Source organism: Pseudomonas promysalinigenes, from assembly GCF_014269025.2.
Classification (GTDB): Bacteria; Pseudomonadota; Gammaproteobacteria; order Pseudomonadales; family Pseudomonadaceae; genus Aquipseudomonas; species Aquipseudomonas promysalinigenes.
Genome location: NZ_CP077094.1, coordinates 1,573,918 through 1,599,341, shown reverse-complemented (window position 1 = coordinate 1,599,341; position 25,424 = coordinate 1,573,918). Strand labels below are relative to the sequence as shown.

The following is a 25,424-nucleotide window of genomic DNA, read 5'->3' as shown; positions in this document are numbered from 1 at the left end:
TTCAATCGGCCTTATCTGCTTTGCTGCCAGCGGCAGCGTTGCGGGTAGAGTGTCGACGCACCGGCGCGACGTGCGCCGAGCCATTGTTCACGGCGATCAGCAATGCCTGGCTCCAGCGGCCAAGCAGGCTGAACAGATCGCCGGCACCGACCTGGCGGTTGGCGGTTTTCAGCACGCGACCCAGGCACGCGGCATCGTCTCGCTCCTCACCGGAGGGCGATGCGTTGAGCAGGTCACGCAAAGATTGTTCAAACGGATCGTGCATGGGCACCTCGCGCATTGTCAGTCAGAGACGAGATGGCCGGGCGATGGGTCACACATCGCACTGCAACGAATGTTTCAAGATCGCTCGGCACCTTCATACCCAACGCAACCGCCGGAACAACCACCACTGCCCCACGGCCAGCGCCAACACCACGATGCACGCCAACAAAAAGCCGTAAGGGTTGCTCGCCCCTGGTATGCCACCGACATTGATGCCCAGCAACCCGGTGATGAAACTCATGGGCAGGAAGATGCAAGTGATGATGCCGAAACGGTACATGGTGCGGTTCATCCGCTCGTTGAGGCGGCGATCCTCGCTCTCCAGCACCAACGCTGCCCGTTCGCGGGTCAGTTCGAGCTCTTCGAGGTAGCGGATAAGGCTGTTGTTGAGCTCGTTCCAGTAATCGGCGTCGGCATCGCAGAACCAGCTCCATTTGCTGCGCGACAACTGCGCATAGATCTCCCTCTGCGGCGCCAGAAACCGCCGCAAGCCCGCCGCACGGCGACGGATTTGCTGCAGGCTGCCATGCTCCGGGGTGTACCTCTCGTCGGACTCGACTTTTTCCTCTTCAAGGTCGACCAGTTCTGAGAGGTCGCTGACCAGGCTCTGGACTTTCTCGGTCAGCAGTTCGCCCATCAGCAGCAACAGTTCGGACGCCGATTTCGGCCCTCTACCCTCCTCCAGTTGCTGCAACACTTCATCGCTGGCACGCAGCGGCCGCAAGCGCAGCGAGATTACCCGCTGCGCCTGCGCATGGATGCGCACCGAGACCATGTCCTCAGGCTCTGCGCCCGGATTGAGGTTGACCCCACGCAAAAACAACAGCAGCTGTTCACCGGGCTGAGGCAGCAAGCGCGGCCGGGTGTTTTCCTCGAGCAGCAAGTCGCAAGCGAACTCGCTCAAGCCACTATCGTGCAACAGCCAACTGCGCGTTTGCGGATGACTGCGATCCCAGTGCAACCACAAGCTTTCCTGAGGCTGCAATTGCAGGCCATCCAGCTCGGTGCGGGCAATAGCACGTGCGCCGCCTTCACCATCGAGCACCAGGGCATGCACCAGCCCCCACTGCGCGTTGTCTTCCTCGAACATCAAAGCTCCATCAGCGCCAGCAGCGCGTTACTCCGGCATTTTCAGTGGGCTTGGCGAGATAATCACGCCATTGTTGTCGGCGTAGAGGTATTCACCAGGGCGGAAAGTGACACCTGCAAAAGTGACCGCCACGTTGAGGTCGCCTATGCCGCGCTTGTCGGTTTTCATCGGATGGCTGGCCAAGGCTTGCACCCCGACGTCGGTCTGAATCAGCACGTCCACATCGCGGACGCAACCATAGATCACCAGGCCTTCCCAACCATTTTTCGCTGCCTTTTCAGCGAGCATGTCACCGAGCAGCGCACGACGCAGCGAGCCTCCCCCATCGACCACCAGGACTTTGCCAGTGCCATCGAGCTCGACCTGCTCTTTGACCAGGGAGTTGTCTTCGAAGCATTTGATGGTGACGATCTGGCCACCGAATGAATCACGGCCACCGAAGTTGCTGAACATAGGTTCGAGCACCTGGACCAAGTCCGGGTAGGCGTCACACAGGTCGGGCGTTACGTAATGCTGCATGGGAAGCTCCTGTCAGTCACAACGAAAGCGGGTGTTGGCCAAGGCTACACCGTAGACGCGGGTGTAGTCATCCGAGACCGGCAGGTCATGTTTCACCCGCATTGGGTTCTTCGCGGTTGAGCCGGCCACCACAGATGCTGCGCATGCATGCAAATGAGCCCAATACGTGGATTTACCCGCTAAGCGGCCGGTACAGGTCGGCAAGCCAGTTGCTACCAAAACGAGCCCTTACAACCCCAAAACCCGCGTAGCCGCCATGCATCGAGTATCAGTGAAACGTATTCAGCTGACAGGCACCGCCTCGCGCACCACCGTCGATTCATGTACCGGCACCAGCGGGTCGCGCAACCAGCGCTGCACCAACGGCCAGACCTGCGCCTGTGCCGCCTTGCTTACCAGCATGTCGACGTGACCGAAGGCCTCGAAGCCCTGTTCGACGCCCAGGCGCAGGAACTGCTTGCGCTCGCCACCGAACTGGTCGAACAGCTTACGGCAGGCCCACACCGGGTCCTGGAAGTCGCCGGCCCCGGCCACGGCCAATAGCGGCACATCAACCTCGGCCAAGCCCGCCCACCAGTCGCCCTGTTTGTCACCAAAACGTCCAAACAGGCCGTGCCATCGCATGCTCTCCAGGGCCACGCCAATCGGCTCGTCCTCCGGCCCACGCTTGAAGCGCGGCCCCGAAATCTGCCCCCAACGCTTGAGCAACAGCTTCGCACCCCAGGTTAGCGGCGGCACCTTCAAAGGCCAGTACACCCGGCTGACCTGGGTACCGAACAACGCAAGGCTGGCCACTTGGTCAGCCCTGAGGTAGCCACCACCCAGGGCCGCGACCAACGTCGTACCGCCCAGCGAGTGGCCGACCCAGTGCGGCACCTGCCCGGTTTGTTCAGCCACGAATGCTGCGATCAACGGCAAGTCATAGCGTGCGTAGTCGCTCACGCTGTTGTGCTTCCAGGCATTGTTGCGCGGCGATAAACCATGCCCGCGCATCTCAGGTACCCATACATCGAACCCGGCCCGCGCCAGTTCTGCGCCCAGGCCAATACCCTTGGGCGAATACCAGAAACGCCGGTTCGAGAAGCTACCGTGCAGCAGAATTACCGGCACCCCCTCGGCCCGGCCATGATCGGCCAGCCCCAGACGGGTCACAGCCAATTCGACGCTGGCGTCGGGGCTGTTGCCGGCTTTGATGCGATATACGTCTTCACTGAGGTCACCGCGGCGCTCGGCACTGAGCAAGGCCACGGGAAAAAGATTGCTGCTGCTTTGCATAAGGTTGCTTGATGCACAAAAAAGGGCGTGATCCATCGCTGGAACCCGCCCTGGAAAAAACCAGGCGTGGGCGCGCCAGATGCGCCCACGCAATTTACCGTATCAGGCCGCGCCTTGGCCTTCGGCCAGGAAGAACCAGGTTTCCAGAACCGAATCCGGGTTCAGCGACACGCTTTCGATGCCCTGCTCCATCAGCCATTTGGCCAGGTCCGGGTGGTCCGAGGGGCCCTGACCGCAGATGCCGATGTACTTGCCAGCCTTGTTGCACGCGGCAATGGCGTTGGCCAGCAGTTTCTTCACCGCAGGGTTTCGCTCATCGAACAGGTGGGCAATGATGCCAGAGTCGCGGTCCAGGCCCAGGGTCAGCTGAGTCAGGTCGTTGGAGCCGATGGAGAAACCGTCGAAATATTCGAGGAACTCTTCGGCAAGGATCGCGTTGGACGGCAGTTCGCACATCATGATTACGCGCAGACCGTTATCGCCACGGGCCAACCCGTTTTCAGCCAGCAGATCGACCACCTGGCTGGCCTCGCCCAGGGTCCGCACGAACGGCACCATGATCTCGACGTTGGTCAGGCCCATCTCGTTGCGCACGCGCTTGAGGGCTCGGCACTCGAGCTCGAAGCAGTCACGGAACGACTCGCTGATGTATCGCGAAGCCCCGCGGAAGCCCAGCATCGGGTTTTCTTCTTCCGGTTCGTAAAGCTTTCCGCCAATCAGGTTGGCGTACTCGTTGGACTTGAAGTCCGACAGGCGCACGATGACCTTTTTCGGGTAGAAGGCCGCAGCCAAGGTGCTGATACCCTCCACCAGTTTTTCGACATAGAAGCCGACCGGGTCGTGATAACCGGCGATACGCTTGTCGACGCTCTCTTTAAGCTCCGGTGGCAGCCCGGCGTAGTTCAGCAGTGCCTTGGGGTGCACGCCGATCATACGGTTGATGATGAACTCCAGGCGCGCCAAACCAACGCCGGCATTGGGCAACTGGGCGAAGTCGAAGGCACGGTCGGGGTTGCCGACGTTCATCATGATTTTGAACGGCAGCTCTGGCATGGCATCCACCGAGTTCTGCTTGACGTCAAAGCCCAGCTCACCTTCGAAGATGAAACCGGTGTCGCCCTCGGCGCAGGACACCGTCACGCCCTGACCGTCCTTGAGCACCTGAGTGGCGTTGCCGCAACCAACTACGGCTGGAATGCCCAGCTCACGCGCGATGATAGCGGCGTGGCAGGTACGCCCGCCGCGGTTGGTGACGATGGCGCTGGCGCGCTTCATCACAGGCTCCCAGTCCGGGTCGGTCATATCGGAAACCAGCACGTCGCCCGGCTGCACTTTGTCCATCTCGGACACGTCGTTGATCACACGCACCTTGCCTGCACCAATGCGTTGGCCGATGGCGCGACCTTCCACCAGAACGGTGCCCTTTTCTTTGAGCAGGTAACGCTCCATGACGTTGGCGCTGGCGCGGCTCTTCACGGTCTCGGGGCGGGCCTGGACGATGTACAGCTGGCCGTCGTCACCATCCTTGGCCCACTCGATGTCCATCGGGCGCTGGTAGTGCTCTTCGATGATCATCGCCTGCTTGGCCAGCTCGTTGACTTCTTCGTCGCTCAGGCAGAAACGCGCGCGCTCGGCACGCTCGACTTCCACGGTCTTGACCGAGCGGCCGGCCTTGGCTTCATCGCCATAGACCATCTTGATGGCCTTGCTACCCAGGTTGCGGCGCAGGATGGCCGGGCGGCCAGCCTTGAGGGTTTGCTTGTGAACGTAGAATTCGTCCGGGTTGACCGCACCCTGCACCACGGTTTCACCCAGGCCATAGGCGCCGGTGATGAACACCACGTCACGGAAACCCGACTCGGTGTCGAGGGTGAACATCACCCCAGCGGTACCGGTTTCGGAGCGGACCATGCGCTGCACGCCTGCGGACAGAGCCACCAGCTTGTGGTCGAAGCCCTGGTGGACGCGATAGGCAATGGCACGGTCGTTGAACAGCGAGGCGAACACTTCCTTGGCCGCACGGATCACGTTGTCGACGCCGCGGATATTCAGGAAGGTTTCCTGTTGACCGGCGAACGAGGCGTCCGGCAGGTCTTCGGCGGTGGCCGAGGAACGCACGGCCACAGCGATATTGTCATTGCCCTTGGACATTTCGGCGAACGCGGTTCGGATTTCCGAATCAAGGCGTGCCGGGAATTCAGCCTCCATCACCCATTGGCGGATTTGCGCGCCAGTCTTGGCCAGGGCGTTGACGTCGTCTACATCCAAGGCATCGAGGGCCGCGTGGATCTTGTCGTTCAGGCCACTTTGCTCGAGGAAGTCGCGGTATGCCTGAGCCGTAGTGGCAAAGCCGCCCGGTACCGACACGCCTTTACCGACGAGGTTACTGATCATCTCGCCCAGGGATGCGTTCTTGCCCCCCACGTGCTCTACATCATGGACGCCGAGCTTATCGAGGGAAACTACGTACTCTACCAAGGTGATCTCTCCACTAACTGTTGGGAAAAGCGCTGGGGCGCCCGCCTGCCGCTGTGACTTGGCCGGACGCTGGTGGCCTGTACCTGGAAAATAGATTCGCAAAATATGGCAGAATGCCGACAGCCGCATTCGGCAAACCGAACTTATCATATCCAAGAAACGACATCAGCTTAAGGCCCAGATCGCAAATGAAACGAACCGCGTTCTTCATCTCCGATGGCACCGGCATCACAGCCGAAACCCTGGGCCAGAGCCTACTCGCTCAATTCGAGAGCATTCCTTTCAATAAATTTACCCGCCCGTACATCGATAGCCCCGACAAAGCCCGTGCGATGGTGCAGCAAATCAACACGGCGGCAGAGCGTGACGGCATGCGCCCGATCATCTTCGACACCATCGTCAATCAGGACATCCGCGAGATCCTGGCGACGTCGAACGGGTTCATGATCGACATCTTTTCGACGTTTTTATCCCCGCTCGAGCAGGAATTGACTGCCCATTCGTCGTATTCGGTGGGCAAATCTCACTCAATCGGCGGCAACTCCAATTACATGGAGCGCATCGAAGCGGTGAATTTCGCCCTGGATAACGACGACGGCGCACGCACTCACTATTACGACAAAGCCGACCTCATCCTGGTGGGCGTGTCACGCTGTGGCAAGACCCCGACCTGCCTGTACATGGCTATGCAGTTCGGTATCCGCGCAGCGAACTATCCGCTGACCGAAGACGACATGGAACGCCTGCAACTGCCGGCGGTATTGAAGAAGTACCATCACAAGCTGTTCGGGCTGACCATCGACCCCGACCGCCTGACCGCCATCCGCCACGAGCGCAAGCCCAACAGCCGCTATTCAAGCTTTGCCCAGTGCGAATTCGAGGTACGCGAGGTGGAGAGCCTGTTCCGCCGTGAGAACATCCCCAACATCAATTCCACGCATTTTTCGGTGGAAGAGATTTCGGCGAAAATTCTGGTGGAAAAAGGTGTGGAGCGCAGGTTCAAGTAAGCCTGCCAAAGAGGCGCTACAGCAATAAAAAAGCCCCGGCATCACTGCCGGGGCTTTGTTTTAGGACGGCACCGCCGCCGCCTGCCCACTCATTGCCAGGTCGACCAGCTCGCGGTTGGCCACCGCATACATCGCATAGTCGTTACCCGTGGCATTGCGCAGGTCGTCGAGCATGGCACGCCAGCGCTCTACCATCACCCGATGCTGCTCGGCCCACAGCGCCACCCGTGCGTCCATGTCTTGCGGGGCATCGGCCATTTGCAGCACGGAAATGGTGATCGCTCGCTGCTGCAGGTCGATGTCGTCGCGGAATGCCTCGCGGGCAAGGGCCTGCCAGTTGTTTTCCACCGGCAGGTTGCTGATTTCCTGCAAGTACCAGGTCAGGTCCAGTGCACTACCCACGGCGAAGAACGCCTTGGCCACCTGAGCCGGGTCATGGCCGGTCACATCCGAGGCTTCGATGATCGGCAGCAGGGTGTACAGGTGGGTGGTGCCTGCAACCATGCGCGCCAGCAACTCGGGTACACCGGCGTCGACAAAGCTCTGGTAGCGCACCATCCAGCGCTCACGGGTCGGCCCTTCGAGCAGCTCGTCGAGCTTGAGCCCCAGCTGAGCGATCTTTGGCCCGAAGTGCGCAGTGTCGCGCCCTGCATCCTGCTCGTTGCGCCGGCTACGCAGGAACCAGCGGGTGGCACGGCGGCCCAGGCGCATCAGCTCGTCCATCAAGGTCAGCTGGATATCTGCCGGCACCTGATAGTCCAGCGCCTCGATCTGGCGGAACCAGTGCGGCAGGTGGAAGATGTCGCGCACGATCACATAGGCCCCGGCAACGTTGGCCGGGCTCATGCCGGTGGACTCCTTCAAACGCTGGACGAAGGTGATGCCCATGTTGTTGACCAGGTCGTTGGCGATCTGGGTGCTGACGATTTCACGCTTGAGGCGGTGACGACGCATGGCGTCGGCGAACTTGCTGACCAGCGACGGCGGGAAAGCGGTTTCCATGTCACGGGTGAGGTAGTCGTCGTCCGGCACCAGCGACTTGAGCAACTGCTCCTTGAGGTCGATCTTGCTGTACGAAATCAATACCGACAGCTCGGCCCGGGTCAGGCCATGGCCTGCGGCCAGGCGCTCGGCCAATTGCTCTTCGGAAGGCAGAAACTCGATGGCCCGGTCCAGTTTGCCACGGCTTTCCAGGTCAGCCATCAGGCGCTTGTATTCGGCGATCCGCTCGCGGGCGCGGCGCGCTGCCAGGGACAGGGCTTGGGTCTGTTTGTAGTTGTTGCCCAGCACCAGGCTGCCCACTTCCTCGGTCATGCTGCCCAGCAGCTGGTTACGCTGCTTCTCGGTCATGTCGCCACCCTGCACCACTTCATTGAGCAGGATCTTGATGTTGACCTCGTGGTCGGAGCAGTCCACGCCACCGGCGTTATCGATGAAGTCGGTATTGGTAGCCCCGCCATTGAGGCCGAATTCAACACGCCCAAGCTGGGTCATGCCGAGGTTGCCGCCCTCGCCTACCACCTTGCAACGCAGTTCGTTGCCATTGACCCGCAACGCGTCGTTGGCCTTGTCGCCAACATCGGCATGGCTTTCGCTGCTGGCCTTGACGTAGGTGCCGATACCACCGTTCCACAGCAGGTCCACCGGTGCCTTGAGCAGCGCATGCAGCAACTCGGTTGGAGTCAGCCGATCCGCCTCGATGGCGAAGCGCTCCTTCATCTGCGGGCTGATGGCGATACTCTTGGCGCTGCGTGGGAAGATCCCCCCGCCTTCGGACATGATGCTGGTGTCGTAGTCGGTCCAGGCCGAACGCGGCAGGTCGAACAAGCGTTTGCGCTCGGCAAAGCTGGTAGCCGGGTCCGGGTTGGGGTCGATGAAGATATGCAGATGGTTGAACGCTGCCACCAACTGCAGCTTGTCAGACATCAACAAACCGTTGCCGAACACGTCACCGGCCATGTCGCCGACGCCAATCACGGTAATCGGGTCCTGCTGCACGTTGATACCGCGTTCACGGAAGTGACGCTGCACACCCACCCAGGCACCGCGCGCGGTGATGCCCATCTTTTTGTGATCATACCCGGCCGAACCGCCGGAGGCGAAAGCATCACCCAGCCAGAAGCCGTAATCGATGGCAATACCGTTGGCGATGTCGGAGAAGGTCGCAGTGCCCTTGTCGGCGGCCACCACCAGGTACGGATCGTCATCATCGTGGCGTACCACGTTGGCCGGCGGCACCACGCCTCCATCCTTGAGGTTGTCGGTGATATCCAGCAGGCCGCTGATGAAAATGCGATAGCAGGCCACGCCCTCGGCGGCGATCTCGTCGCGGGTGCCACCCAACGGCAGCCTGCGCGGCAGGAACCCACCCTTGGCACCCACCGGGACGATGACAGAGTTCTTCACTTGCTGGGCTTTGACCAGGCCCAGGACTTCAGTGCGGAAGTCTTCCTCACGATCCGACCAGCGCAGGCCGCCACGGGCGACGTTGCCAAAGCGTAGGTGCACGCCCTCGACCCGTGGTGAATAAACGAATATCTCGAACTTCGGCACCGGTTTGGGCAGTTCAGGGATCAGCCGCGGGTTGAACTTGAAGCTGAAGTACGACTTGCTCTGGCCGTTGGCATCGGGCTGATAGAAGTTGGTACGCAGCGTTGCTTTGATCAGGTCGAGGTAGCGGCGCAGGATGCGGTCTTCGTTGAGTACCTGCACCTCGTCCAGGGCCGCGAGAATCGCCTGCTCCAGGCGCTGTTGCTTATCGTCCAGGTCATCGACGGTCAGCTTGCGCGCCAGATAGAAGCGGGTCTTGAACAACCGCGTCAGCTCACGAGCGATGTCGGTATGGTTGTTCAGGGTGCTGGCGATGTAGCCGAGGTCGAAGCCCAGGCGGATCTGCTTGAGATAGCGGGCATAGGCGCGCAGCAGAGCCACGTCACGCCATGGCAGGCCGGCGGTGAGCACCAGGCGGTTGAACGCATCGTTCTCGGCATCGCCGTTGACGATGTGGACGAAAGCATCCTGCAGAACGTCGTTGAGCTGCTGGATATCCAGGCTCAGGCCTTCGCTGTAGGTGAACGCGAAGTCGTGGATCCAGTACTCACGCCCGTTGGCGTGGCGCAGGCGGTAGGGAAACTCGCCGAGCACCCGCAGGCCGAGGTTTTCCAGAATCGGCAGAACATCCGAGAGCGCCAGCGGTGTATCGGCGTGATACAGCTTGCAGTGCAGCAGGCGTTCACCCAGGCGCGTAAGCGGCTGATAGAAGCTCATCGCCAGTGGCTTGCTCTGCGACAACGCGAGCACATGCTGCAGGTCGACTACGGCCGAATGGGCCGGGAAGCGCTCGCGGTAGCCTGCGGGGAAGCCTTTGGGGAAGTCCGCGAGGATGTTGGTGCCCTGAGCTTCGCCAAAGTTTTCCACCACCAGCGCCGAGTAATCGTCCTGCCACGAGCGGCAGGCCTGAATCACTTCGTTTTCCAGCTGTTGCGGGTCGATATCGATGCGGTTCTTTGGGTCCACCCGAAGAATCAACTGCACGCGGGCCAGCACCGATTCGGAGAAGAACGTCCAGAACTCGCAGTCGCTGGCCTTCAGGCGCTCCATCAGCACTTGCTGGATTTTCTGCCGCACCTCGGTGGAGTAGATCTCTCGGGGCACGTAAGCCAGGCAGTAGCAGAAGCGGCCATAAGGGTCTTTGCGCAAGAACACGCGGATCTTGTTGCGCTCCTGGATCTGCACGATCGACATCACGGTGTTGAACAGCTCGTCGATCGGGGTCTGGAACAGATCGTCGCGCGGCAGCACCTCCAGCACCTGGGCCAGCTCTTTGCCAAGGTGCGCCTTGGGATCGAAACCTGAGCGGCGCTCCACCTCGGCGACCTTGACGCGAATGTACGGGATGGCATGCACACTCTCGCCGTACACCGACGAGGTATACAGGCCCATGAAGCGGTGTTCCTTGATGACCTTGCCGTCCTCGCCCAATTGGCGAATCGACACATAATCCGGGTAAGCAGGGCGATGTACACGGCTGGGCAGCGCGGCCTTGGCGAAAGACAGCAGCAACGGCTCGTTGAGATAGGCCACCGCATAGTCTTCGATGCGCAGCTCTTCAGCCGTAAGGCCCACGCGCAAGCGACGCGGCAGACCCAGGAACGATTGCTCGTCGTAGACCATCTGGCCGCCGGAGCTGTCGGCCTGGACGGTGAATTCTTCATAGCCGAGGAAGGTGAAATGGTTGTCCAGCAGCCATTCGAGGAATGCCTTGACCTCGCCCTTCTCGTGCTGGGCGGGGCCATAGGCGGTGTTTTCCACCTGGGCAACGACGTCACGCAGCTTGGCTTTCATCGGTTCGAAATCAGCGACCGCCACGCGCACTTCGGCCAGCACCTGCTCGATCTCGCGGGTCAGCACGCTGAGCTCGGCAGCGTTGGCACAGCGGTCGATCTCCAAGTACATCAGCGATTCGTGGCCTACGCCCTCGCCCTGGGTGCCCTTGGGCAGCAGCTCGAGCAACTCGCCATTGGCGCCCCGGCGCACGCTCAGCACCGTAGTCTGCAGGGTATGAATGCTGTAGCCGCGGCGATTGAGCTCAGTACGCACCGAGTCCACCAGGAACGGCAAGTCGTGGTGCAGTACCTCCACAACAGTGTGGGTGGACTGCCAGCCATTGCGTTCGTAGTCGGGGTTGTACACCCGCACCTGCGGCTGTTGTGGGTCGAAGCGCTCGATGATGCGCCATGCCGACAGGGTGCAACCGGCCAGGTCCGAGAGCCGGCGCTGGGTAAGCTCGTCCATGGAGATGATGCCGAAGAACTGGTCGGCGAACAGCGCCACTTGTGGCAGGGACTGTTCGCTGATGTGCTGCGCCAGGGCCGCTTTCAGTTGATGCTGGAAGTCGGCTTTGCTGGCTGCGGTGAAAAACGCCATCTGTGGTACTCCGCTTGGGCTTTGTATTGGTTGTAGCGTCGTGCACGTCCGCCTTGTACCGATCAACCATAGCCAACCCGTGGCAAGCCGGACGCAAAAAACCAGACATCGAACGTGCCATCCACGTTCGGGCTTGGCGAAGCTTAACGACTGAGCGGTCATTACCGCTTGCGAGGCTGCGACAATTTCGGTCAAGGGCTGGCAATTTACGTTTATGGATGCGTGCAAGGCTGTCAGAATTCCCGCTCAATCCCCTTGACCCGAGTCGTCCTAATGCAAATCCACACCGCCTTGCTGTTCGCCACCCCTTGCGATGACGAGGAAGACAACATGGCGACCTTGTGCTGCCACAGCGACAAGGGGCAGATGTTTCTGCTGACTCGCTACCCTGACGAAGACACCGTCGACCTGACTTTGGATGACGAGCCGTCGACCCTCGACGGGCTGAAGGTGACCTTGAGCGCGCAACGCCTGCTGATCGAGGTGGCCGCCGGGGACCGTGATGCGCTCAAAGGGGATGACACGCTGGAGATCGTGCTGACCTCCACAGGGACTGACCTGGAAGAAGTGGCGCTGACCCTGCGCAACATTCTCGATGGCACCGGCAGCTTGGTCAGCGAACTCTGAGCACCTGCCCACGCCTGCCGGGTGCCCAGCCCACTTGGCAGCGATAAAATTCCCGGCCGCCATTGGTCGGCGCCCCCCTGGATAGATTAAAGTATCACCCCCTGCCAGGTCGTGCGCGACCTGGCGCGAACCCAGGAACCGCCGCCGATGGAACACCGTGAAGCGCTGATCGCGCTACGCACCTTTCTTTCCTCACAGATCCTAGGCCAGGAGAAACTGGTCGAGCGGCTGTTGATCGTGCTGTTGGCCGACGGCCACATGTTGGTCGAGGGTGCCCCTGGCCTGGCCAAGACCAAAGCCATCAAAGAGCTGGCCGAAGGCATCGAGGCACAGTTCCACCGCATACAGTTCACCCCGGACCTGCTGCCAGCCGACATCACCGGCACCGAAATCTACCGCCCGGAAACCGGCAGCTTCGTATTTCAGCAAGGCCCCATATTCCACAACCTGGTGCTGGCCGACGAAATCAACCGCGCCCCGGCCAAGGTCCAGTCGGCACTGCTCGAAGCCATGGCAGAGCGCCAGGTCAGCGTGGGCCGCAGCACCTATGATCTTTCCCCGCTGTTCTTGGTCATGGCCACCCAGAACCCGATCGAGCAGGAAGGCACCTACCCGCTGCCTGAAGCCCAACTCGACCGTTTCCTGATGCATGTGAAAATCGGCTTCCCCGACGCTGCCGTGGAGCGTCGCATTCTCGCCCAGGCCCGTGGTGAAGCACTGGGCGGGGAAGTGAAACCTGAGCGCCGGGTCAGTCAGCAGGCAATCTTCGCCGCGCGCAAGGAAATCCTCGGCCTTTACATGGCAGACGCGGTGGAGGAGTACCTGGTCCAGCTGGTCATGGCTACCCGTACCCCGGCCAAGTTCGACACCGAGCTGGCCGACTGGATCGCCTATGGCGCAAGCCCCCGCGGCTCGATCGCCCTTGACCGCTGCGCCCGCGCCCACGCCTGGCTGGCCGGGCGCGACTTCGTCAGCCCAGAGGATATTCAGGCGGTGCTGTTCGATGTGCTACGCCACCGCATCATCCTCTCGTTCGAAGCTGAGGCGGCAGGGGTGGACCAGGACCGTGTGGTCCAGCGCATCCTCGACGTCGTGGCCGTCGCCTGACCCATGCCCACCACGCTGCAGGCCGAACCCGGCATACGCATCGGCCTTGCCGAACTGATCGACATGCGCCACCGGGTGCGTGAGATTCAGTTGTTTTCCCGCCCTGGCCAGCGCAGCCCGCTGGTGGGGTTGCACCACTCCAAGCTACGCGGGCGCGGCGTCGACTTCGACCAGGTGCGCGTCTACCAGGCCGGTGACGATGTGCGCAACATCGACTGGCGCGTCACTGCACGCACTCAGGAACCGCACACCAAGCTGTTTCACGAAGAACGCGAGCGGCCGATCTTCATCCTCGTGGAACAGAGCCAGCGCCTGTTCTTTGGCTCGGGGCTGATGTTCAAGTCTGTGCTTGCCGCCGAAGCGGCAGCGTTGTTCGGCTGGGCTGCGCTGGGTCACAACGACCGCATCGGCGGCCTGGTGTTCGGCGATAGCGACCATCACGAGATCAAGCCTCGGCGCAGCAAGCAGAGCCTGCTGCAGCTGCTTAACCGCCTGGCCAAGGTCAACCAGGCACTGCATACCGAAGCTGCGCCCCAGGCCGACAGCCTTGGCCTGGCCTTGCGCCGGGCCCGCGAAGTGCTGCGCCCCGGCAGCCTGGCCATCGTCATCTGCGACGAACGCTCGCTCAGTGCCCAGGCCGAACAGCACCTTGCCATGCTTTCGCGCCACTGCGACCTGCTGTTGATGCCAGTGTCCGACCCTCTGGACCATGCCCTGCCCGCTGCCGGCCTGCTGCGCTTTGCCCAGCGTGGCGCACAGCTTGAGCTCGACACCCTGGACCCAAACCTGCGCCAGGCTTACCGTCAACAGGCTGAAGCGCGGATCGAGCGGTGGGAGCTGATGGCGCAGAAACTTCGCGTGGTGTTGATGCCGCTGAGTACCCAGAGTGAGATGATCGAGCAATTGCGCGCGTACCTGAACGCTCAGCGCCCCGGAAGTGACCAATGAACCCGCTGGACCAGTTGCAACCACTGATCGCGCCGCCAGCGATCAGCCTTTGGCCGCCCGCGCCGGGTTGGTGGTTGTTGCTTGCGCTACTGCCGCTGCTGGGCTGGGGACTGTGGCGATTGCGCCGCTGGCGGCCGGGCAAACGTCCGGTGGTGCGCGCCGAATTGCCGCTCGATCCGGTGCGGGTGGAGGCCTTGGCCGAACTCGCGCGCCTGCCGCGCCCCTACGACGGCGCACCGGCCGGCGCCTGGCTGCAACAGATCAACGCCTTGCTCAAGCGCCTGTGCCGCAACCACTACCCTGGCGCCAACAGCCATACCTTGAACGGCCGGCAGTGGCTGGCCTTTCTCGACAACCGCTGCCCGGCTGCCGGCCTGACCCGCTGGATGGTGCTGGTCGAAGGCGCCTACAAGCCTGAGTGCAAGCTCGATGACAAAGCCATCGCCGGGCTCAGCCAGGCGGTGGAAACCTGGATCCGCAAACATGTTTGAACTGGCCTGGCCGTGGATCTTCCTGTTGCTGCCGCTACCCTGGCTGTTACGCCTGTTGCTGCCTGCCGCTGACAGTGGCGAGCCGGTGCTCAAGGTTGGCTTCCTTGACGAGCTGGAAGGGCTGGCCGGGCGCCGTGCCCGCCTGAACTTGCCAACCCTGCGCCAACAGGCGCCGTACATGGTGATCTGGCTGTTGCTATTGTTGGCCGCGGCCCGCCCGCAGTGGCTCGGCGAGCCCGTGCCGGTGGCGGCCAGTGGCCGTGATCTGCTGGTTGCGGTGGATGTCTCCGGTTCGATGGACTTCCCCGACATGCAGTTCAAAGGCGAAGACGTAAGCCGGCTCGACTTGGTCAAGGCACTGTTAGGCGATTTTCTGCAAGATCGCGAAGGCGATCGGGTGGGGCTGATCCTGTTCGGCAGCCAGGCCTACCTGCAAGCGCCACTGACCTTCGACCGCCGCACGGTGCGGACCTTCCTGGACCAGGCGCAAATCGGCATCGCCGGGAAGAACACCGCCATCGGCGACGCTATCGGCTTGGCGGTCAAACGCCTGCGCCAACGCCCGGCACAAAGCCGGGTGCTGGTACTGGTGACCGATGGTGCCAACAACGGCGGGCAGATCCACCCATTGACCGCCGCCCGCCTGGCAGCCCAGGAAGGAGTAAGAATCTATACCATCGGCATCGGCGCCAACCCGCAAGCCAGCGGCACCCCTGGCCTGCTTGGCCTGAACCCGAGCCTGGACCTGGACGAAGCCTCGCTCAAGGAAATTGCCGACATCACCCATGGCGCCTACTTCCGTGCCCATGATGGCGCTGAGCTGAACGCCATCGGTGACACCCTCGACCAGCTCGAGCCTGTGGCCCAGCAACCGACCCAGGCGCGCACGGCCAAAGCGCTGTATGCCTGGCCCCTGGCCTTGGCTTTGCTGCTCAGCGTGTTGTTGGTGATGGCAGTGCAGTGGCCCGATAACTGGTTGCACAAGGTGCTGCGCAGACCGCGCTTCCTGCAGCCCCATCCAGAATGGCGGCAACGCTTGAAACGCTTGCGCCTGAGGAAACGGCGATGATCGATCTATGGCCACAATGGCTGCGCCCCCTCTGGCTGCTGGTAGTCCCTCTGCTCGGCTGGCTGTTGTTCAAGCTATGGCACCGGCGCAAACGCGCCGGGCGCTGGCAGATGATTCTGCCAGTGGCGTTCCAACCGGTACTGCTCGGCGGCGGCAGCGGCAGTAACAGCAAGCTACCTTGGGTGGCCCTGGGCTTGGCCTGGCTGCTGGTGGTGCTAGCCCTGCTGGGCCCGAGTTGGCAGCGCCTGGAAGAAACCCGTCAGCGCCCGGCCGATCCGCTGGTGATTCTGCTCGAACTGACCCCGCAGATGCTTGCCGAGGATGTGACTCCCAACCGTCTGGAACAGGCCCGGCGCAAGATCCTCGATCTGCTCGAACATCGCAACGATAGCCAGACCGCGCTGGTGGTCTATGCCGGCAGCGCACACACCCTGGTGCCGCTGTCGGATGACCTGAGCACCACGCGCAACCTGCTGGAGGCCATCGACCCATCGATCATGCCCAAACCCGGGCAGCGCGCCGATCTGGCCGTACAGAAAGGCCTGGCGCTGCTGGCCCAGAGCGGCCTGGGTCAGGGTCGCCTGTTGCTGGTGGGCTCGGCGCTCAGTGCAGCCGAGCGCCAAGGCATCACCCAGGCTCTCGGCCGTCAGGGCCCAAGCTTGCTGATGCTGGGCATCGGCACACGCGACGGCGCACCCGTGCGTCAGCCCAACGGAGAATTCCTCAAGGATGACCAGGGTGGCATCCTCGTGCCGCGCCTCGACAGCGCCAGCCTCAAAGGTTTCATCAATGGCACCGGCGGGCGCTACCGGCACGCCCGTATTGACGACCTCGACCTGCGCGGCCTGGGGCTGTTCGACAATCCGCGGCAATTGCGCGATGCTGACCAGACCCTGCAACTGGACAGTTGGGCCGACCAGGGCCACTGGCTGTTGCTGCCCTTGCTGCTACTGGCCGCCTGCGCCGGACGGCGCGGCTGGCTGTTCTGTCTGCCGCTGCTGCTGGCCCTGCCACAGCCCAGCCAAGCTTTGGAGTTCAACGATTTGTGGCTGCGCCCCGACCAGCAGGGCCAACAGCTGCTGAACAAGCAACGCCCTGCCCAGGCCGCACAGCACTTCCGGGACCCGCAATGGCGTGGCATGGCGCTCTACCAGGCCGGCGACTTCGCCGGCGCCGCCGAGGCTTTCGCTCAGGGCGATAGCGCTGCCGACCACTACAATCGAGGCAATGCCCTGGCCCGCAGCGGCGAGTTGGAGGCTGCTTTGGACGCCTACGAACAGGCCCTGGAGCGGCAGCCCGACCTGCAGCCGGCGCTGGCCAATCAGGCACTGGTGCAACAGTTGCTGCAGCAACGCGAGGGCCAGGCGCAAGATCAACCTGCCAACAGCGATGCGCAGAGCCCCCCTGGCAGTGAAACCGAAGGCAACAGCAGCTCGGCCAGTAACCCCGCACAAGGCACGCCAGGCAACGAAGAACAAGCCGCAACCGAGCATGCCGGTGACGGCAACAACGACAGCCAGGCAGCCCCTGGCAACCAGGGCGGCGATGACGACAGTGTCACCCAGCCCCCCCAGCGCCCGGACTCGAGCAACCTCGACGCCGAACAGCGCCAGGCCCTGGAACAATGGCTGCGCGAGATCCCCGACAATCCGGCGGAGTTGCTGCGGCGCAAGTTCTGGTATGAACAGCAATTGCATCAGGAAAAAACACGATGAGTCGCTTCGGCGTCTTTGTTCTGAGTCTGTTTTGGGCCGTCATGGCCCATGCCCTTCCTACGCTGCAGGCCAGTGTTGACCGCACGCGCCTGGAGGCTGGCGAAACCCTTGAGCTGACCCTGGAAAGCCAAGATGTGACCCAATTCGGCAAGCCCGACCTGCACGCGCTGGAAGACGACTTCGAAGTGCGTGGCACACGCCAGTTGAACAGCCTGCATACGCTGGATGGTGAAACCCGGGCCAGCACCCGCTGGATCATCACCTTGCTGCCAAAGCGCAGCGGCAGCCTGCGAATTCCTGAGCTGCAACTGGGCCAGTCGCAGAGCCAGCCCATCGATGTGCAGGTGTTGCAAGCCGATTCCAGCCGCCCCGAAACCGCCTCGCAAGTCTTCATCGAAGCCACCTTGGACAGCGATGAGGTCTACGTCCAGGCCCAGGCCGTGCTGACGTTGCGCATTTACCATTCGGTGTCGCTGTACGATGACAGCACCTTGAGCCCGCTGCAGCTGGACAACGCCAAGGTGGAACCGTTGGGGGAGTCGCGCACCTACGAGAAAGAAATCAACGGCATACGCCACGGGGTGATCGAAACCCGCTACGCCGTGTATCCCCAGCAAAGCGGTAGCCTGGATATCCCCCCGCTGACCTTCACCGCCACCGCCGCCGACAACGGCGAGCAGCCGGCTGGCACTACCCGCGCTGGCCGCCAAGTGCAGGTCAGCTCACTGCCACTGCACCTGAGTGTTCGCCCGATCCCCAGCGCCTGGCCTGCCAGTGCACCATGGCTCCCGGCACGCGAGCTGACCTTGGAAGAACACTGGAATCCCGACCCAGCCAACCAACCACCGCAGATTGGCGACTCGCTGACTCGTAGTATCACCTTGCGCGCGCAGGGCTTGTCCAGCACCCAGCTGCCACAGTTGCCGGCCACCGAAATCGTCGGCTTGCGCCGCTATCCGGACCAACCGCTGCTACGCAACGAGATCAGCGAACGGGGCATGACTGCCAACCGCGAAGAACGTGAAGCGCTGGTGCCGACCCACAGCGGCAAACTGCCCCTGCCAGCCCTGGAAATCACCTGGTGGAACACGCGTGAAGACCACCTTGAGCACAGCAGCCTGCCAGCGCGTACTCTGGATGTGCAGGATAACCCGGCACTGAGCGCTGACACCCCGGTCGGGGATAACAACGCAGCCAGCCACCTGCTCTGGCCGTGGCAGCTGGCGACTTTGGTGTTCGCCCTGACCACGCTCATGGGGTTCGCTCTTTGGTGGCGCGCCCGCTCGCAACCGGCAGTACTGCGTGCTGCGCAGAACGGCCCGAGCCCCCGTACCTTGCTGGACGACCTGAAACGCGCATCCCAGGCCAACGACCCCCAGGCTACCCGCCAGGCCCTGGATGCCTGGGCGCGGCAGCAGCCTGAAACCTTGGCCGAGATGGCTGCGCGCTTCGTGCCGCTGTCCGATGCGCTGGATGGGTTGAACGGGGCGTTGTACAGCGAAAGTGGCCAGTACTGGCAGGGTGAGGATCTGTGGCGCGCGATCAGGACGATTCCGCCGGCTGAGCAGGTATTTTTGCCGGCGGGTGACGGTGGGAGCTTACCGCCGCTTTATCCGAAGTGAGGTGTTGAGGTAGGCCTGGCAAGCACTACGTGCTTTATCGCCGGCGAGACCTGAAACCATTCGCTGCACCCATGGCGAACCAGGCCTGCCCTCGATCTCTAGGACGCAGCTTCAAATCATCCGCTGCCCCTCAAACGGATTCCAGCCATTCACGCCTTTGGCCTGTTTGAGGTAATAAGCCCGATTGGTCAAGAACATGTACAAAAAGGCGAAAGCCATATTGATACCGTTGTCCACCGGGCGCGGGATCTCGGTGCCGGTCGACATTTCATAGAGGCCAAGCAGTACACTGACGACAACCATGCCGCCCAGCATCACCAGGTTCTTCTTCCACATCCCCAGCACGAACCAATAAATCGGGCCGAAGAAGAAGCCAATGAAGTTGCTGTTGATCAAGATTCTCTTGCGAAAAGGCAAGGCGCGGAACGCGGCTTTGTAAGAAGCGGAAGTCGGTGCGCCGTGCTGCTCGAAGAAGGCAAAGCGTTCCTGCCATTTAGGCTTGAGGTTGCCAGTTGCCGACTGGGATTGCGGGATACCTTCCATAGAAACTCCTTGTAGAAACGTCCGTACTTGTCGAATGGCCATGAACCTGGCGCGGCGCAGGGTAGACCAGCACCCTGAACAAGGCAAGGACCCAGGGGTTCGAAGCATATCAATCCAGTCATCCAGGTGCTGCCCATCCGAACAGGCTCAGCCAAGGCGCGACTGCCCTGTGCACCCGCCTTGGGTTACCATACCCGGCTGCGCAAAGCCCACCATTCACGCCAAGCCCCGGCTTGCTGACTCGACATCGACAGGTCATCCATGCGTCTGTTTCACACCTCCGACTGGCACCTTGGCCAAAGCCTGCACGGCCAGGAACGCGACTTCGAACACGCCTGCTTCCTTGACTGGCTGCTCGGCCAGCTACACCTTCGCCAGCCGGACGCGCTGCTGATCGCCGGGGACATCTTCGACACGGTCAACCCTCCGGTCAAAGCCCAGGAACGGCTCTATGACTTCATCGTCCAGGCCCACGAGCAGCAGCCCAAGCTGCAGATCGTCATGATCGCCGGCAACCACGATTCGGGCTCGCGCATCGAGCTGCCCGCCGCCCTCATGCGCCGCCTACGCACCCACGCGCTGGGCCGGGTGCAATGGCTCGACGAAGGCCAGCTCGATGCCGACCGCCTGCTGATCCCGCTCACCAACAGCCGCGGCAAGGTCGCTGCCTGGTGCCTGGCCCTGCCCTTTCTGCGCCCGGCTGAAGTCACTGGCCCGCAGTTAGGCGACGACTACCTGCAAGGCATTACCCAGGTGCATCAACAGCTGATCGGGGCGGCGCAGAAGAAACGCAAGAAAGACCAAGCCCTGATCGCCATCAGCCATGCGCACATGGCAGGTGGAGCCGTGTCGGAGGACTCCGAGCGCAGCCTGATCATCGGCAACGCCGAGGCCCTGCCGGCCAAGTTGTTCGATAAATCGATCAGCTACGTCGCACTCGGCCATCTGCACAAGCCGCAGAAGGTCAACCGCGAAGACCGTATCCGTTACAGTGGCTCGCCGATCCCATTGTCGTTCGCCGAAATCAGCTACCCGCACCAAGTGCTTGAAGTCGAGTTCCAAGGCAGCGAACTGGTCAGCGTCGAAGCTCGCCCGGTACCCCGCGCCGTGGCCCTGCAGCGGGTCGGCCCGGCGCCGCTGGGCGAACTGCTGGAACAACTGGCCGAGTTGCCTGTGATCGACCTGCTCGATGACCCCAACCGCCAGCCGTGGCTGGAAGTGCGGGTAAGGCTGGATGAACCGCAGCCCGACCTGCGCCAGCAAATTGAGGGCGCCCTGCATGGCAAGGCCGTCAGGCTGGTCCGCATCAGTACCGAATATGCAGGCAAAGGCCCTGCAGAAGACGATGACCAGGTGTTCGTCGAGCTGGCGCAGATGACCCCACAGGACCTGTTCAGCCGCGCCTGGGAGCAGGCCTATGGCAACCCCGCCGACGAGCAGGCCCTGGCCGACTTCGCTCTGCTGTTGCAGGACGTTCAGTTGCAAGAGGAACAGCCATGAAGATTCTCGCCATCCGCCTGAAGAACCTGGCCTCCCTGGCCGGCCCAGTCGACATCGATTTCACCACCGAGCCCTTGGCCAGTGCCGGCCTGTTCGCCATCACCGGGCCGACCGGCGCCGGCAAGAGCACCCTGCTCGATGCCTTGTGCCTGGCCTTGTTCGGCACCGTGCCGCGCCTGAACGATATCGCCCGTGAAGCGAAGGTACCGGACGGCGAAGGCGAGATCCCTACATCGGACCCGCGCAACCTCCTGCGTCGCGGGACCGGTAGCGGCTTTGCCGAAGTTGATTTCATCGGCATCGATGGCCATCGCTACCGTGCGCGCTGGGAAGCCAACCGCGCCCGCGACAAGGCCAACGGCAAGCTCCAGCTCAGCCGCCAGAGCCTGTATGACCTCGACAGCGAACAGGTGCTGGGCAGCGGCAAGAGCGAATACAAGCAATTGATCGAAGCCCGCCTGGGCCTGAATTTCGAGCAGTTCACCCGTGCGGTGATGCTGGCCCAGAGCGAGTTCAGCGCGTTCCTCAAGGCCGATGACAAAGAGCGCAGCGAGCTTTTGGAAAAGCTCACCAACACCTCCATCTATACCCGTTTGGGCCAGCGTGCGTTCAGCAAGGCCCGGGAAACCGCCGAAACCCACAATGCCCTCAAAGAGCGCGCCAGCCATCTGCTGCCGATGGCCGCTCAAGTGCGCGCTGAGCTCGACCAGCGCCTGGAGCAGGCGTTGCAGCAGTTAAAGGCCGACCAGGCCGGCGAGCGTCAGCTGGAGCAGCAGCGCAACTGGCTCGCTGAACAACGTCAGCTGAACACTCAGCACGCCCAAGCCCAGGCCAGCCTGCAAGCTGCCGAGCAAAGCTGGCAGCAACTGGTCGACCAGCGCACGGACTTGCAGCGCCTCGAGCGCCTGGCGCCGCAGCGGCATCAATTCCACCGCCAGCAGATCCTGCGCCTGCAACTGGCCCCGCTGGCCGAGCAGCTCGCCGAACAACAACGCCAGCAATTGGAGCTGCAGACACACACCGCGGCGTTGGAGCAGGCGCAAATCGCCGCCCGCGAAGCCTTGGCCCACAGCCAGGCCCTGCACAGCGAAAGTGCGCCGCGCCTACGCCAGGCGTTCGCAGGCGAAGACACCTTGGCCCGCCTCGGCCAGCAGCAGCTCGAGCAGCAAACTGCCTGTCAGCTTGCCGAACAGCAGGTGGCCGACGGGCAGCAGCACCTGCTGCAAACCGAGCAACAGCAGCAGCGTTGCGAACAACAGTTGGCGATGATCGACGCCGCCCTGGTCGACAGCCAGCATCTGGCTGGCCTGGCCAATGCCTGGCAGGCCTACCTGCCACAACTCAAGCAAGTGATGTTGATTGGCGGCCGCCTGGCCAAGGGCCGCGAGGAGCTACCGACCCTGCAGGCTCAAGCCAGTCAGGCCAACGCACACCTGCAAGCTGAGCGTGAGCAGCTCGAGCTGTTGTTCCGCGAAGCCAAGGCTGAACCCCAAGCGTTGGCTGAACAGATCGACCTGCTCGGCAACATGCTGCAGGACAACCGCAAGCAACAACGCGCCGTCGAGGAGCTATCACGCCTACATGGCCGTGAACAGGAACTGCGCCAACAGCTGGATGCCGTGCGTGAACGTCAGCTGCAAGCCATGCAACAGCGCCAGCAGCTCATCGGCGAAGGGACCGCGGCCAAGGCTGAGCTCGAAGCGGCCGAACAGGCGCTCAATCTTACCCGTCAGCTGCTGCAACGCCAGCGCCTGGCACGTAACACCAGCGTCGAAGAACTGCGCGGCCAACTGCGCGATGGCGAGCCCTGCCCAGTGTGCGGCAGTGCCGATCATCCGTTTCACCAGCCCGACGCACTGCTGCAAAGCCTCGGTCGCCATGATCAGGCTGAAGAGGACGCTGCGCAAAAGCAGGTCGAAACCCTCAACGGCAAACTGGTTGAGCTGCGCACTCAACTCGGTGTAGTGAACGCCCAGCTCAAGGACCATCAGCAACAGCAGCAGACCATGAGCGAGCAGTTGCAGCCACTGCTGGCACAATTGCAAGCCCATAGCCTCTGGCCCGCGCTCGCGCCGCAAGCCGACAAGGCCCGCAGCGCCTGGCTCGACAGCCAGTTACAACGCCTGGAGGAGGAAATCGGCAAGGACGAGAAACGTCAAAGCACCCTGCTCGCCCTGCAAAAAGATGCCGCCCGCCTGAACCAACAATTGCAGGTCGCCGAGCAGGCCCAACAGCAGGCCCAGCGTCATCTGGACCAACAGCACCAGGCAATGGCCAGCGATGAACGGCTGCTGCAACAAGGGCTCGATGACTTGGCAGGTGTGCTGCCGGGCGATGTGCTCAAGGCCTTGGGCGATGACCCAGCCAACGCTTTCATGGCCCTCGACCAGCAGATCTCCCAACGCCTGCAGCAACTGGAGCAGCGCAAGGACGAACAAGACGAGCTGCAGGCGCGCCAGCAACAGTTGGACAAACTGCGCGACCAGCAACAGCTGCGCATTCAGGGGCTGGCGCAGGCGCAGCAGCAGCTCGCCGAACTCGACACGCAACACCAGCAGGCCCAGGCCGCCTTGACCGAGTTGCTGGCCGAACACGCCAGCGCCGAAGCCTGGCAACAGCATCTGGACAGCCAGCTCGAACAAGCCCGCGCCGCCGATGCAGAAACCACCCAGCGCCTTCAGGACCTGCGCACACAGGGCGTGCAACTGGCAAGTGAGCTCAAGGCCACCGCCCAGCAACAGCAGGCGCTGAACGATGAATGCCAGCAGCTGCAAGGCGATATCGCCCAGTGGCGCGCAGCGCACCCAGAGCTCGACGACGCTGGGCTCGATCGCCTGCTAGCCATCGACGAAGGCCAGTTGAGCGAGCTACGCCAGCGCCTGCAACTGGCCGAGAAAACTCTCGAACAGAGCCACGTATTGCTCCAGGAGCGGGCGCAACGGCTAGAGCAGCACGCGGCGCAGATGAGTGTGCAGGCGACCGTCGAAGAGCTTGAGCTCGCCCTGGGCTCGATACGCCAACGCCTGGCCGAGCATGAACAGCTCTGCGCCGAATTGCGCGCGCAGCAAGCCGATGACCAACGCCGCCAGCAGGCGAGCCAGGCGCTGGCGGCAGAAATCGAGCAGGCTTACACCCAGTGGCAGCGTTGGGCCCGGCTCAACGCGCTGATCGGCTCGGCCTCAGGCGATGTGTTCCGCAAAATCGCCCAAGGCTACAACCTCGACTTGCTGTTGCACCACGCCAATGCCCAATTGCGCCAATTGGCGCGTCGTTATCGGCTCAAGCGTGGTGGCAGCGCCCTGGGTCTGCTGGTACTGGATACCGAAATGGGCGATGAACTGCGCTCGGTGCACTCACTGTCTGGCGGTGAAACATTCCTGGTTTCGCTGGCATTGGCCCTGGGCCTGGCCTCGATGGCCTCGAGCACCTTGCGCATTGAATCGCTGTTCATCGATGAAGGGTTTGGTAGCCTGGACCCCGAGTCGCTGCAACTGGCCATGGATGCCCTTGACGGTTTGCAGGCACAGGGGCGCAAGGTCGCGGTCATCTCCCACGTACAGGAAATGCACGAACGGATCCCAGTGCAGATCCAGGTGCGCCGCCAGGGCAATGGGTTGAGCGATGTGCAGGTGTGCGGATGATCCTCTATTCATTCCGCCGCTGCCCCTGGGCGATGCGTGCACGCCTGGCGCTACGCTACGCAGGCTGTACGGTGCAGGTAGTCGAGGTGGCGATGAAAAACAAGCCTGCAGCACTGCTGGCTCTGTCGCCCAAGGGCACGGTGCCGGTGCTCGATACTGGGGCAGGTGTACTGGATGAGAGCCTGGACATCATGCGCTGGGCGCTCGAGCAGCACGATCCACAGGACTGGCGCCTGTTGGCCGACCCCGCTGCTGCACAGCATGCCCAAGCCCTGATAGCCCGTAACGACAGCACGTTCAAGGCGCAGGTGAACCTGTACAAATATGCCGAGCGTTACCCTGAGCATACCCGCGAGCACTACCGCCAGCAGGGGGAGTATTGGCTGGCGGAGCTTGAACAGTTGCTCGAGGGCCGGCCGTATTTGCTGGCCGATCATCCAAGCCTGGCCGACGCCGCCCTGCTACCGCTGGTGCGCCAGTTTGCCGGGGTCGAACCGCAGTGGTTCGCCGAGGCGGCTTATCCGCGTGTGCGCAGCTGGCTGGCGGGGTGGTTGGCTTCGCAGCTGTTCACGTCAGTGATGGCTCGCTAGAACCTGCTTTGC

The 25,424-nt window shown here is 62.5% G+C and carries 18 protein-coding genes; 11 read left to right on the top strand and 7 right to left on the bottom strand.

Annotation, left to right across the window (positions count from 1 at the left end; all coding sequences use genetic code 11):
- Nucleotide 1: 1 nt before the first annotated feature.
- The 5 genes from HU725_RS07400 to ppsA all read right to left on the bottom strand — a co-directional run bounded on the left by HU725_RS07400 (nucleotide 2) and on the right by ppsA (nucleotide 5,626).
- Entirely contained in the window at nucleotides 2-265 is a 264-nt protein-coding gene (locus HU725_RS07400; protein ID WP_060477728.1) for a hypothetical protein, read from the bottom strand.
- Between the two features lie 93 nt (nucleotides 266-358).
- A complete protein-coding gene (cmaX, locus tag HU725_RS07395; protein ID WP_060477729.1) occupies nucleotides 359-1,354 on the bottom strand; it encodes a divalent cation transporter CmaX in 996 nt (331 codons plus the stop codon).
- A gap of 27 nt (nucleotides 1,355-1,381) precedes the next feature.
- A complete protein-coding gene (gene rraA, locus HU725_RS07390; RefSeq protein WP_060477730.1) occupies nucleotides 1,382-1,873 on the bottom strand; it encodes a ribonuclease E activity regulator RraA in 492 nt (163 codons plus the stop codon).
- Between the two features lie 282 nt (nucleotides 1,874-2,155).
- Nucleotides 2,156-3,148 carry an alpha/beta fold hydrolase gene (locus tag HU725_RS07385; RefSeq protein ID WP_225915519.1) on the bottom strand — a complete coding sequence of 331 codons (993 nt, stop codon included), beginning with the start codon at nucleotides 3,146-3,148 and terminating at the stop codon, nucleotides 2,156-2,158.
- 102 nt (nucleotides 3,149-3,250) lie between these two features.
- Nucleotides 3,251-5,626: a phosphoenolpyruvate synthase gene (ppsA, locus tag HU725_RS07380; RefSeq protein ID WP_060477732.1), complete on the bottom strand. Its 2,376-nt coding sequence runs from the start codon at nucleotides 5,624-5,626 to the stop codon at nucleotides 3,251-3,253.
- Between the two features lie 188 nt (nucleotides 5,627-5,814).
- Between ppsA and ppsR the strand changes: the two genes are divergently transcribed.
- Nucleotides 5,815-6,633, top strand: a complete 819-nt coding sequence (ppsR, locus tag HU725_RS07375; protein ID WP_060477733.1) for a posphoenolpyruvate synthetase regulatory kinase/phosphorylase PpsR — start codon at nucleotides 5,815-5,817, stop codon at nucleotides 6,631-6,633.
- A 60-nt stretch (nucleotides 6,634-6,693) separates the two neighbouring features.
- Here the strand turns inward: ppsR and HU725_RS07370 are convergent, their stop codons facing one another.
- Nucleotides 6,694-11,559 carry an NAD-glutamate dehydrogenase gene (locus HU725_RS07370; RefSeq protein WP_186476708.1) on the bottom strand — a complete coding sequence of 1,622 codons (4,866 nt, stop codon included), beginning with the start codon at nucleotides 11,557-11,559 and terminating at the stop codon, nucleotides 6,694-6,696.
- A gap of 273 nt (nucleotides 11,560-11,832) precedes the next feature.
- Here HU725_RS07370 and HU725_RS07365 point away from each other — a divergent pair, with 273 nt between their 5' ends.
- The 7 genes from HU725_RS07365 (at nucleotide 11,833) to HU725_RS07335 (ending at nucleotide 19,138) form a co-directional block, all read left to right on the top strand.
- Entirely contained in the window at nucleotides 11,833-12,186 is a 354-nt protein-coding gene (locus tag HU725_RS07365; protein WP_060477735.1) for a hypothetical protein, read from the top strand.
- 147 nt (nucleotides 12,187-12,333) lie between these two features.
- Nucleotides 12,334-13,293, top strand: coding sequence for an AAA family ATPase (locus HU725_RS07360; RefSeq protein ID WP_060477736.1), 960 nt, complete (start codon nucleotides 12,334-12,336; stop codon nucleotides 13,291-13,293).
- A gap of 3 nt (nucleotides 13,294-13,296) precedes the next feature.
- Nucleotides 13,297-14,241 (top strand): DUF58 domain-containing protein, encoded by a 945-nt coding sequence (locus tag HU725_RS07355; protein ID WP_186476707.1) that lies wholly within the window; start codon nucleotides 13,297-13,299, stop codon nucleotides 14,239-14,241.
- Nucleotides 14,238-14,732: a DUF4381 domain-containing protein gene (locus tag HU725_RS07350; protein WP_060477738.1), complete on the top strand. Its 495-nt coding sequence runs from the start codon at nucleotides 14,238-14,240 to the stop codon at nucleotides 14,730-14,732. The genes HU725_RS07355 and HU725_RS07350 overlap by 4 nt, the downstream gene beginning before the upstream one ends.
- The gene (locus tag HU725_RS07345) at nucleotides 14,725-15,801 is read left to right on the top strand and encodes a vWA domain-containing protein (protein WP_186476706.1); all 1,077 of its coding nucleotides are present in this window, start codon (nucleotides 14,725-14,727) and stop codon (nucleotides 15,799-15,801) included. Before HU725_RS07350 ends, HU725_RS07345 begins: the two co-directional genes overlap by 8 nt.
- Nucleotides 15,798-17,516 (top strand): tetratricopeptide repeat protein, encoded by a 1,719-nt coding sequence (locus HU725_RS07340; protein WP_186476705.1) that lies wholly within the window; start codon nucleotides 15,798-15,800, stop codon nucleotides 17,514-17,516. Before HU725_RS07345 ends, HU725_RS07340 begins: the two co-directional genes overlap by 4 nt.
- Nucleotides 17,513-19,138, top strand: a complete 1,626-nt coding sequence (locus HU725_RS07335; RefSeq protein ID WP_186476704.1) for a BatD family protein — start codon at nucleotides 17,513-17,515, stop codon at nucleotides 19,136-19,138. The genes HU725_RS07340 and HU725_RS07335 overlap by 4 nt, the downstream gene beginning before the upstream one ends.
- A gap of 111 nt (nucleotides 19,139-19,249) precedes the next feature.
- Here HU725_RS07335 and HU725_RS07330 read toward each other — a convergent pair whose 3' ends face one another.
- Nucleotides 19,250-19,681, bottom strand: a complete 432-nt coding sequence (locus HU725_RS07330; protein WP_186476703.1) for a DUF2628 domain-containing protein — start codon at nucleotides 19,679-19,681, stop codon at nucleotides 19,250-19,252.
- A 261-nt stretch (nucleotides 19,682-19,942) separates the two neighbouring features.
- On the opposite strand from HU725_RS07330, the gene HU725_RS07325 reads away from it, so the two are divergent.
- Genes HU725_RS07325 through HU725_RS07315 form a run of 3 tightly spaced genes read left to right on the top strand, consistent with a single transcriptional unit; the run spans nucleotide 19,943 to nucleotide 25,412 of the window.
- A complete protein-coding gene (locus HU725_RS07325; protein WP_186476702.1) occupies nucleotides 19,943-21,181 on the top strand; it encodes an exonuclease SbcCD subunit D C-terminal domain-containing protein in 1,239 nt (412 codons plus the stop codon).
- Entirely contained in the window at nucleotides 21,178-24,822 is a 3,645-nt protein-coding gene (locus HU725_RS07320) for an AAA family ATPase (protein WP_186476701.1), read from the top strand. Before HU725_RS07325 ends, HU725_RS07320 begins: the two co-directional genes overlap by 4 nt.
- Nucleotides 24,819-25,412 (top strand): glutathione S-transferase, encoded by a 594-nt coding sequence (locus HU725_RS07315; RefSeq protein WP_186476700.1) that lies wholly within the window; start codon nucleotides 24,819-24,821, stop codon nucleotides 25,410-25,412. Before HU725_RS07320 ends, HU725_RS07315 begins: the two co-directional genes overlap by 4 nt.
- The last annotated feature ends 12 nt before the right edge of the window (nucleotides 25,413-25,424 follow it).

Excerpts from the sequence above, each read along its gene's own strand:
- HU725_RS07335 (WP_186476704.1), top strand. The coding sequence starts at position 17,513 with ATGAGTCGCTTCGGCGTCTTTGTTCTGAGTCTGTTTTGGGCCGTCATG.
- ppsR (WP_060477733.1), top strand. The coding sequence starts at position 5,815 with ATGAAACGAACCGCGTTCTTCATCTCCGATGGCACCGGCATCACAGCC.
- HU725_RS07370 (WP_186476708.1), bottom strand. The coding sequence starts at position 11,559 with ATGGCGTTTTTCACCGCAGCCAGCAAAGCCGACTTCCAGCATCAACTG.
- HU725_RS07325 (WP_186476702.1), top strand. The coding sequence starts at position 19,943 with ATGCGTCTGTTTCACACCTCCGACTGGCACCTTGGCCAAAGCCTGCAC.
- HU725_RS07365 (WP_060477735.1), top strand. The coding sequence starts at position 11,833 with ATGCAAATCCACACCGCCTTGCTGTTCGCCACCCCTTGCGATGACGAG.
- HU725_RS07355 (WP_186476707.1), top strand. The coding sequence starts at position 13,297 with ATGCCCACCACGCTGCAGGCCGAACCCGGCATACGCATCGGCCTTGCC.
- HU725_RS07340 (WP_186476705.1), top strand. The coding sequence starts at position 15,798 with ATGATCGATCTATGGCCACAATGGCTGCGCCCCCTCTGGCTGCTGGTA.
- HU725_RS07315 (WP_186476700.1), top strand. The coding sequence starts at position 24,819 with ATGATCCTCTATTCATTCCGCCGCTGCCCCTGGGCGATGCGTGCACGC.
- HU725_RS07400 (WP_060477728.1), bottom strand. The coding sequence starts at position 265 with ATGCACGATCCGTTTGAACAATCTTTGCGTGACCTGCTCAACGCATCG.
- HU725_RS07330 (WP_186476703.1), bottom strand. The coding sequence starts at position 19,681 with ATGGAAGGTATCCCGCAATCCCAGTCGGCAACTGGCAACCTCAAGCCT.
- HU725_RS07360 (WP_060477736.1), top strand. The coding sequence starts at position 12,334 with ATGGAACACCGTGAAGCGCTGATCGCGCTACGCACCTTTCTTTCCTCA.
- cmaX (WP_060477729.1), bottom strand. The coding sequence starts at position 1,354 with ATGTTCGAGGAAGACAACGCGCAGTGGGGGCTGGTGCATGCCCTGGTG.
- HU725_RS07345 (WP_186476706.1), top strand. The coding sequence starts at position 14,725 with ATGTTTGAACTGGCCTGGCCGTGGATCTTCCTGTTGCTGCCGCTACCC.
- rraA (WP_060477730.1), bottom strand. The coding sequence starts at position 1,873 with ATGCAGCATTACGTAACGCCCGACCTGTGTGACGCCTACCCGGACTTG.
- HU725_RS07320 (WP_186476701.1), top strand. The coding sequence starts at position 21,178 with ATGAAGATTCTCGCCATCCGCCTGAAGAACCTGGCCTCCCTGGCCGGC.
- HU725_RS07350 (WP_060477738.1), top strand. The coding sequence starts at position 14,238 with ATGAACCCGCTGGACCAGTTGCAACCACTGATCGCGCCGCCAGCGATC.
- HU725_RS07385 (WP_225915519.1), bottom strand. The coding sequence starts at position 3,148 with ATGCAAAGCAGCAGCAATCTTTTTCCCGTGGCCTTGCTCAGTGCCGAG.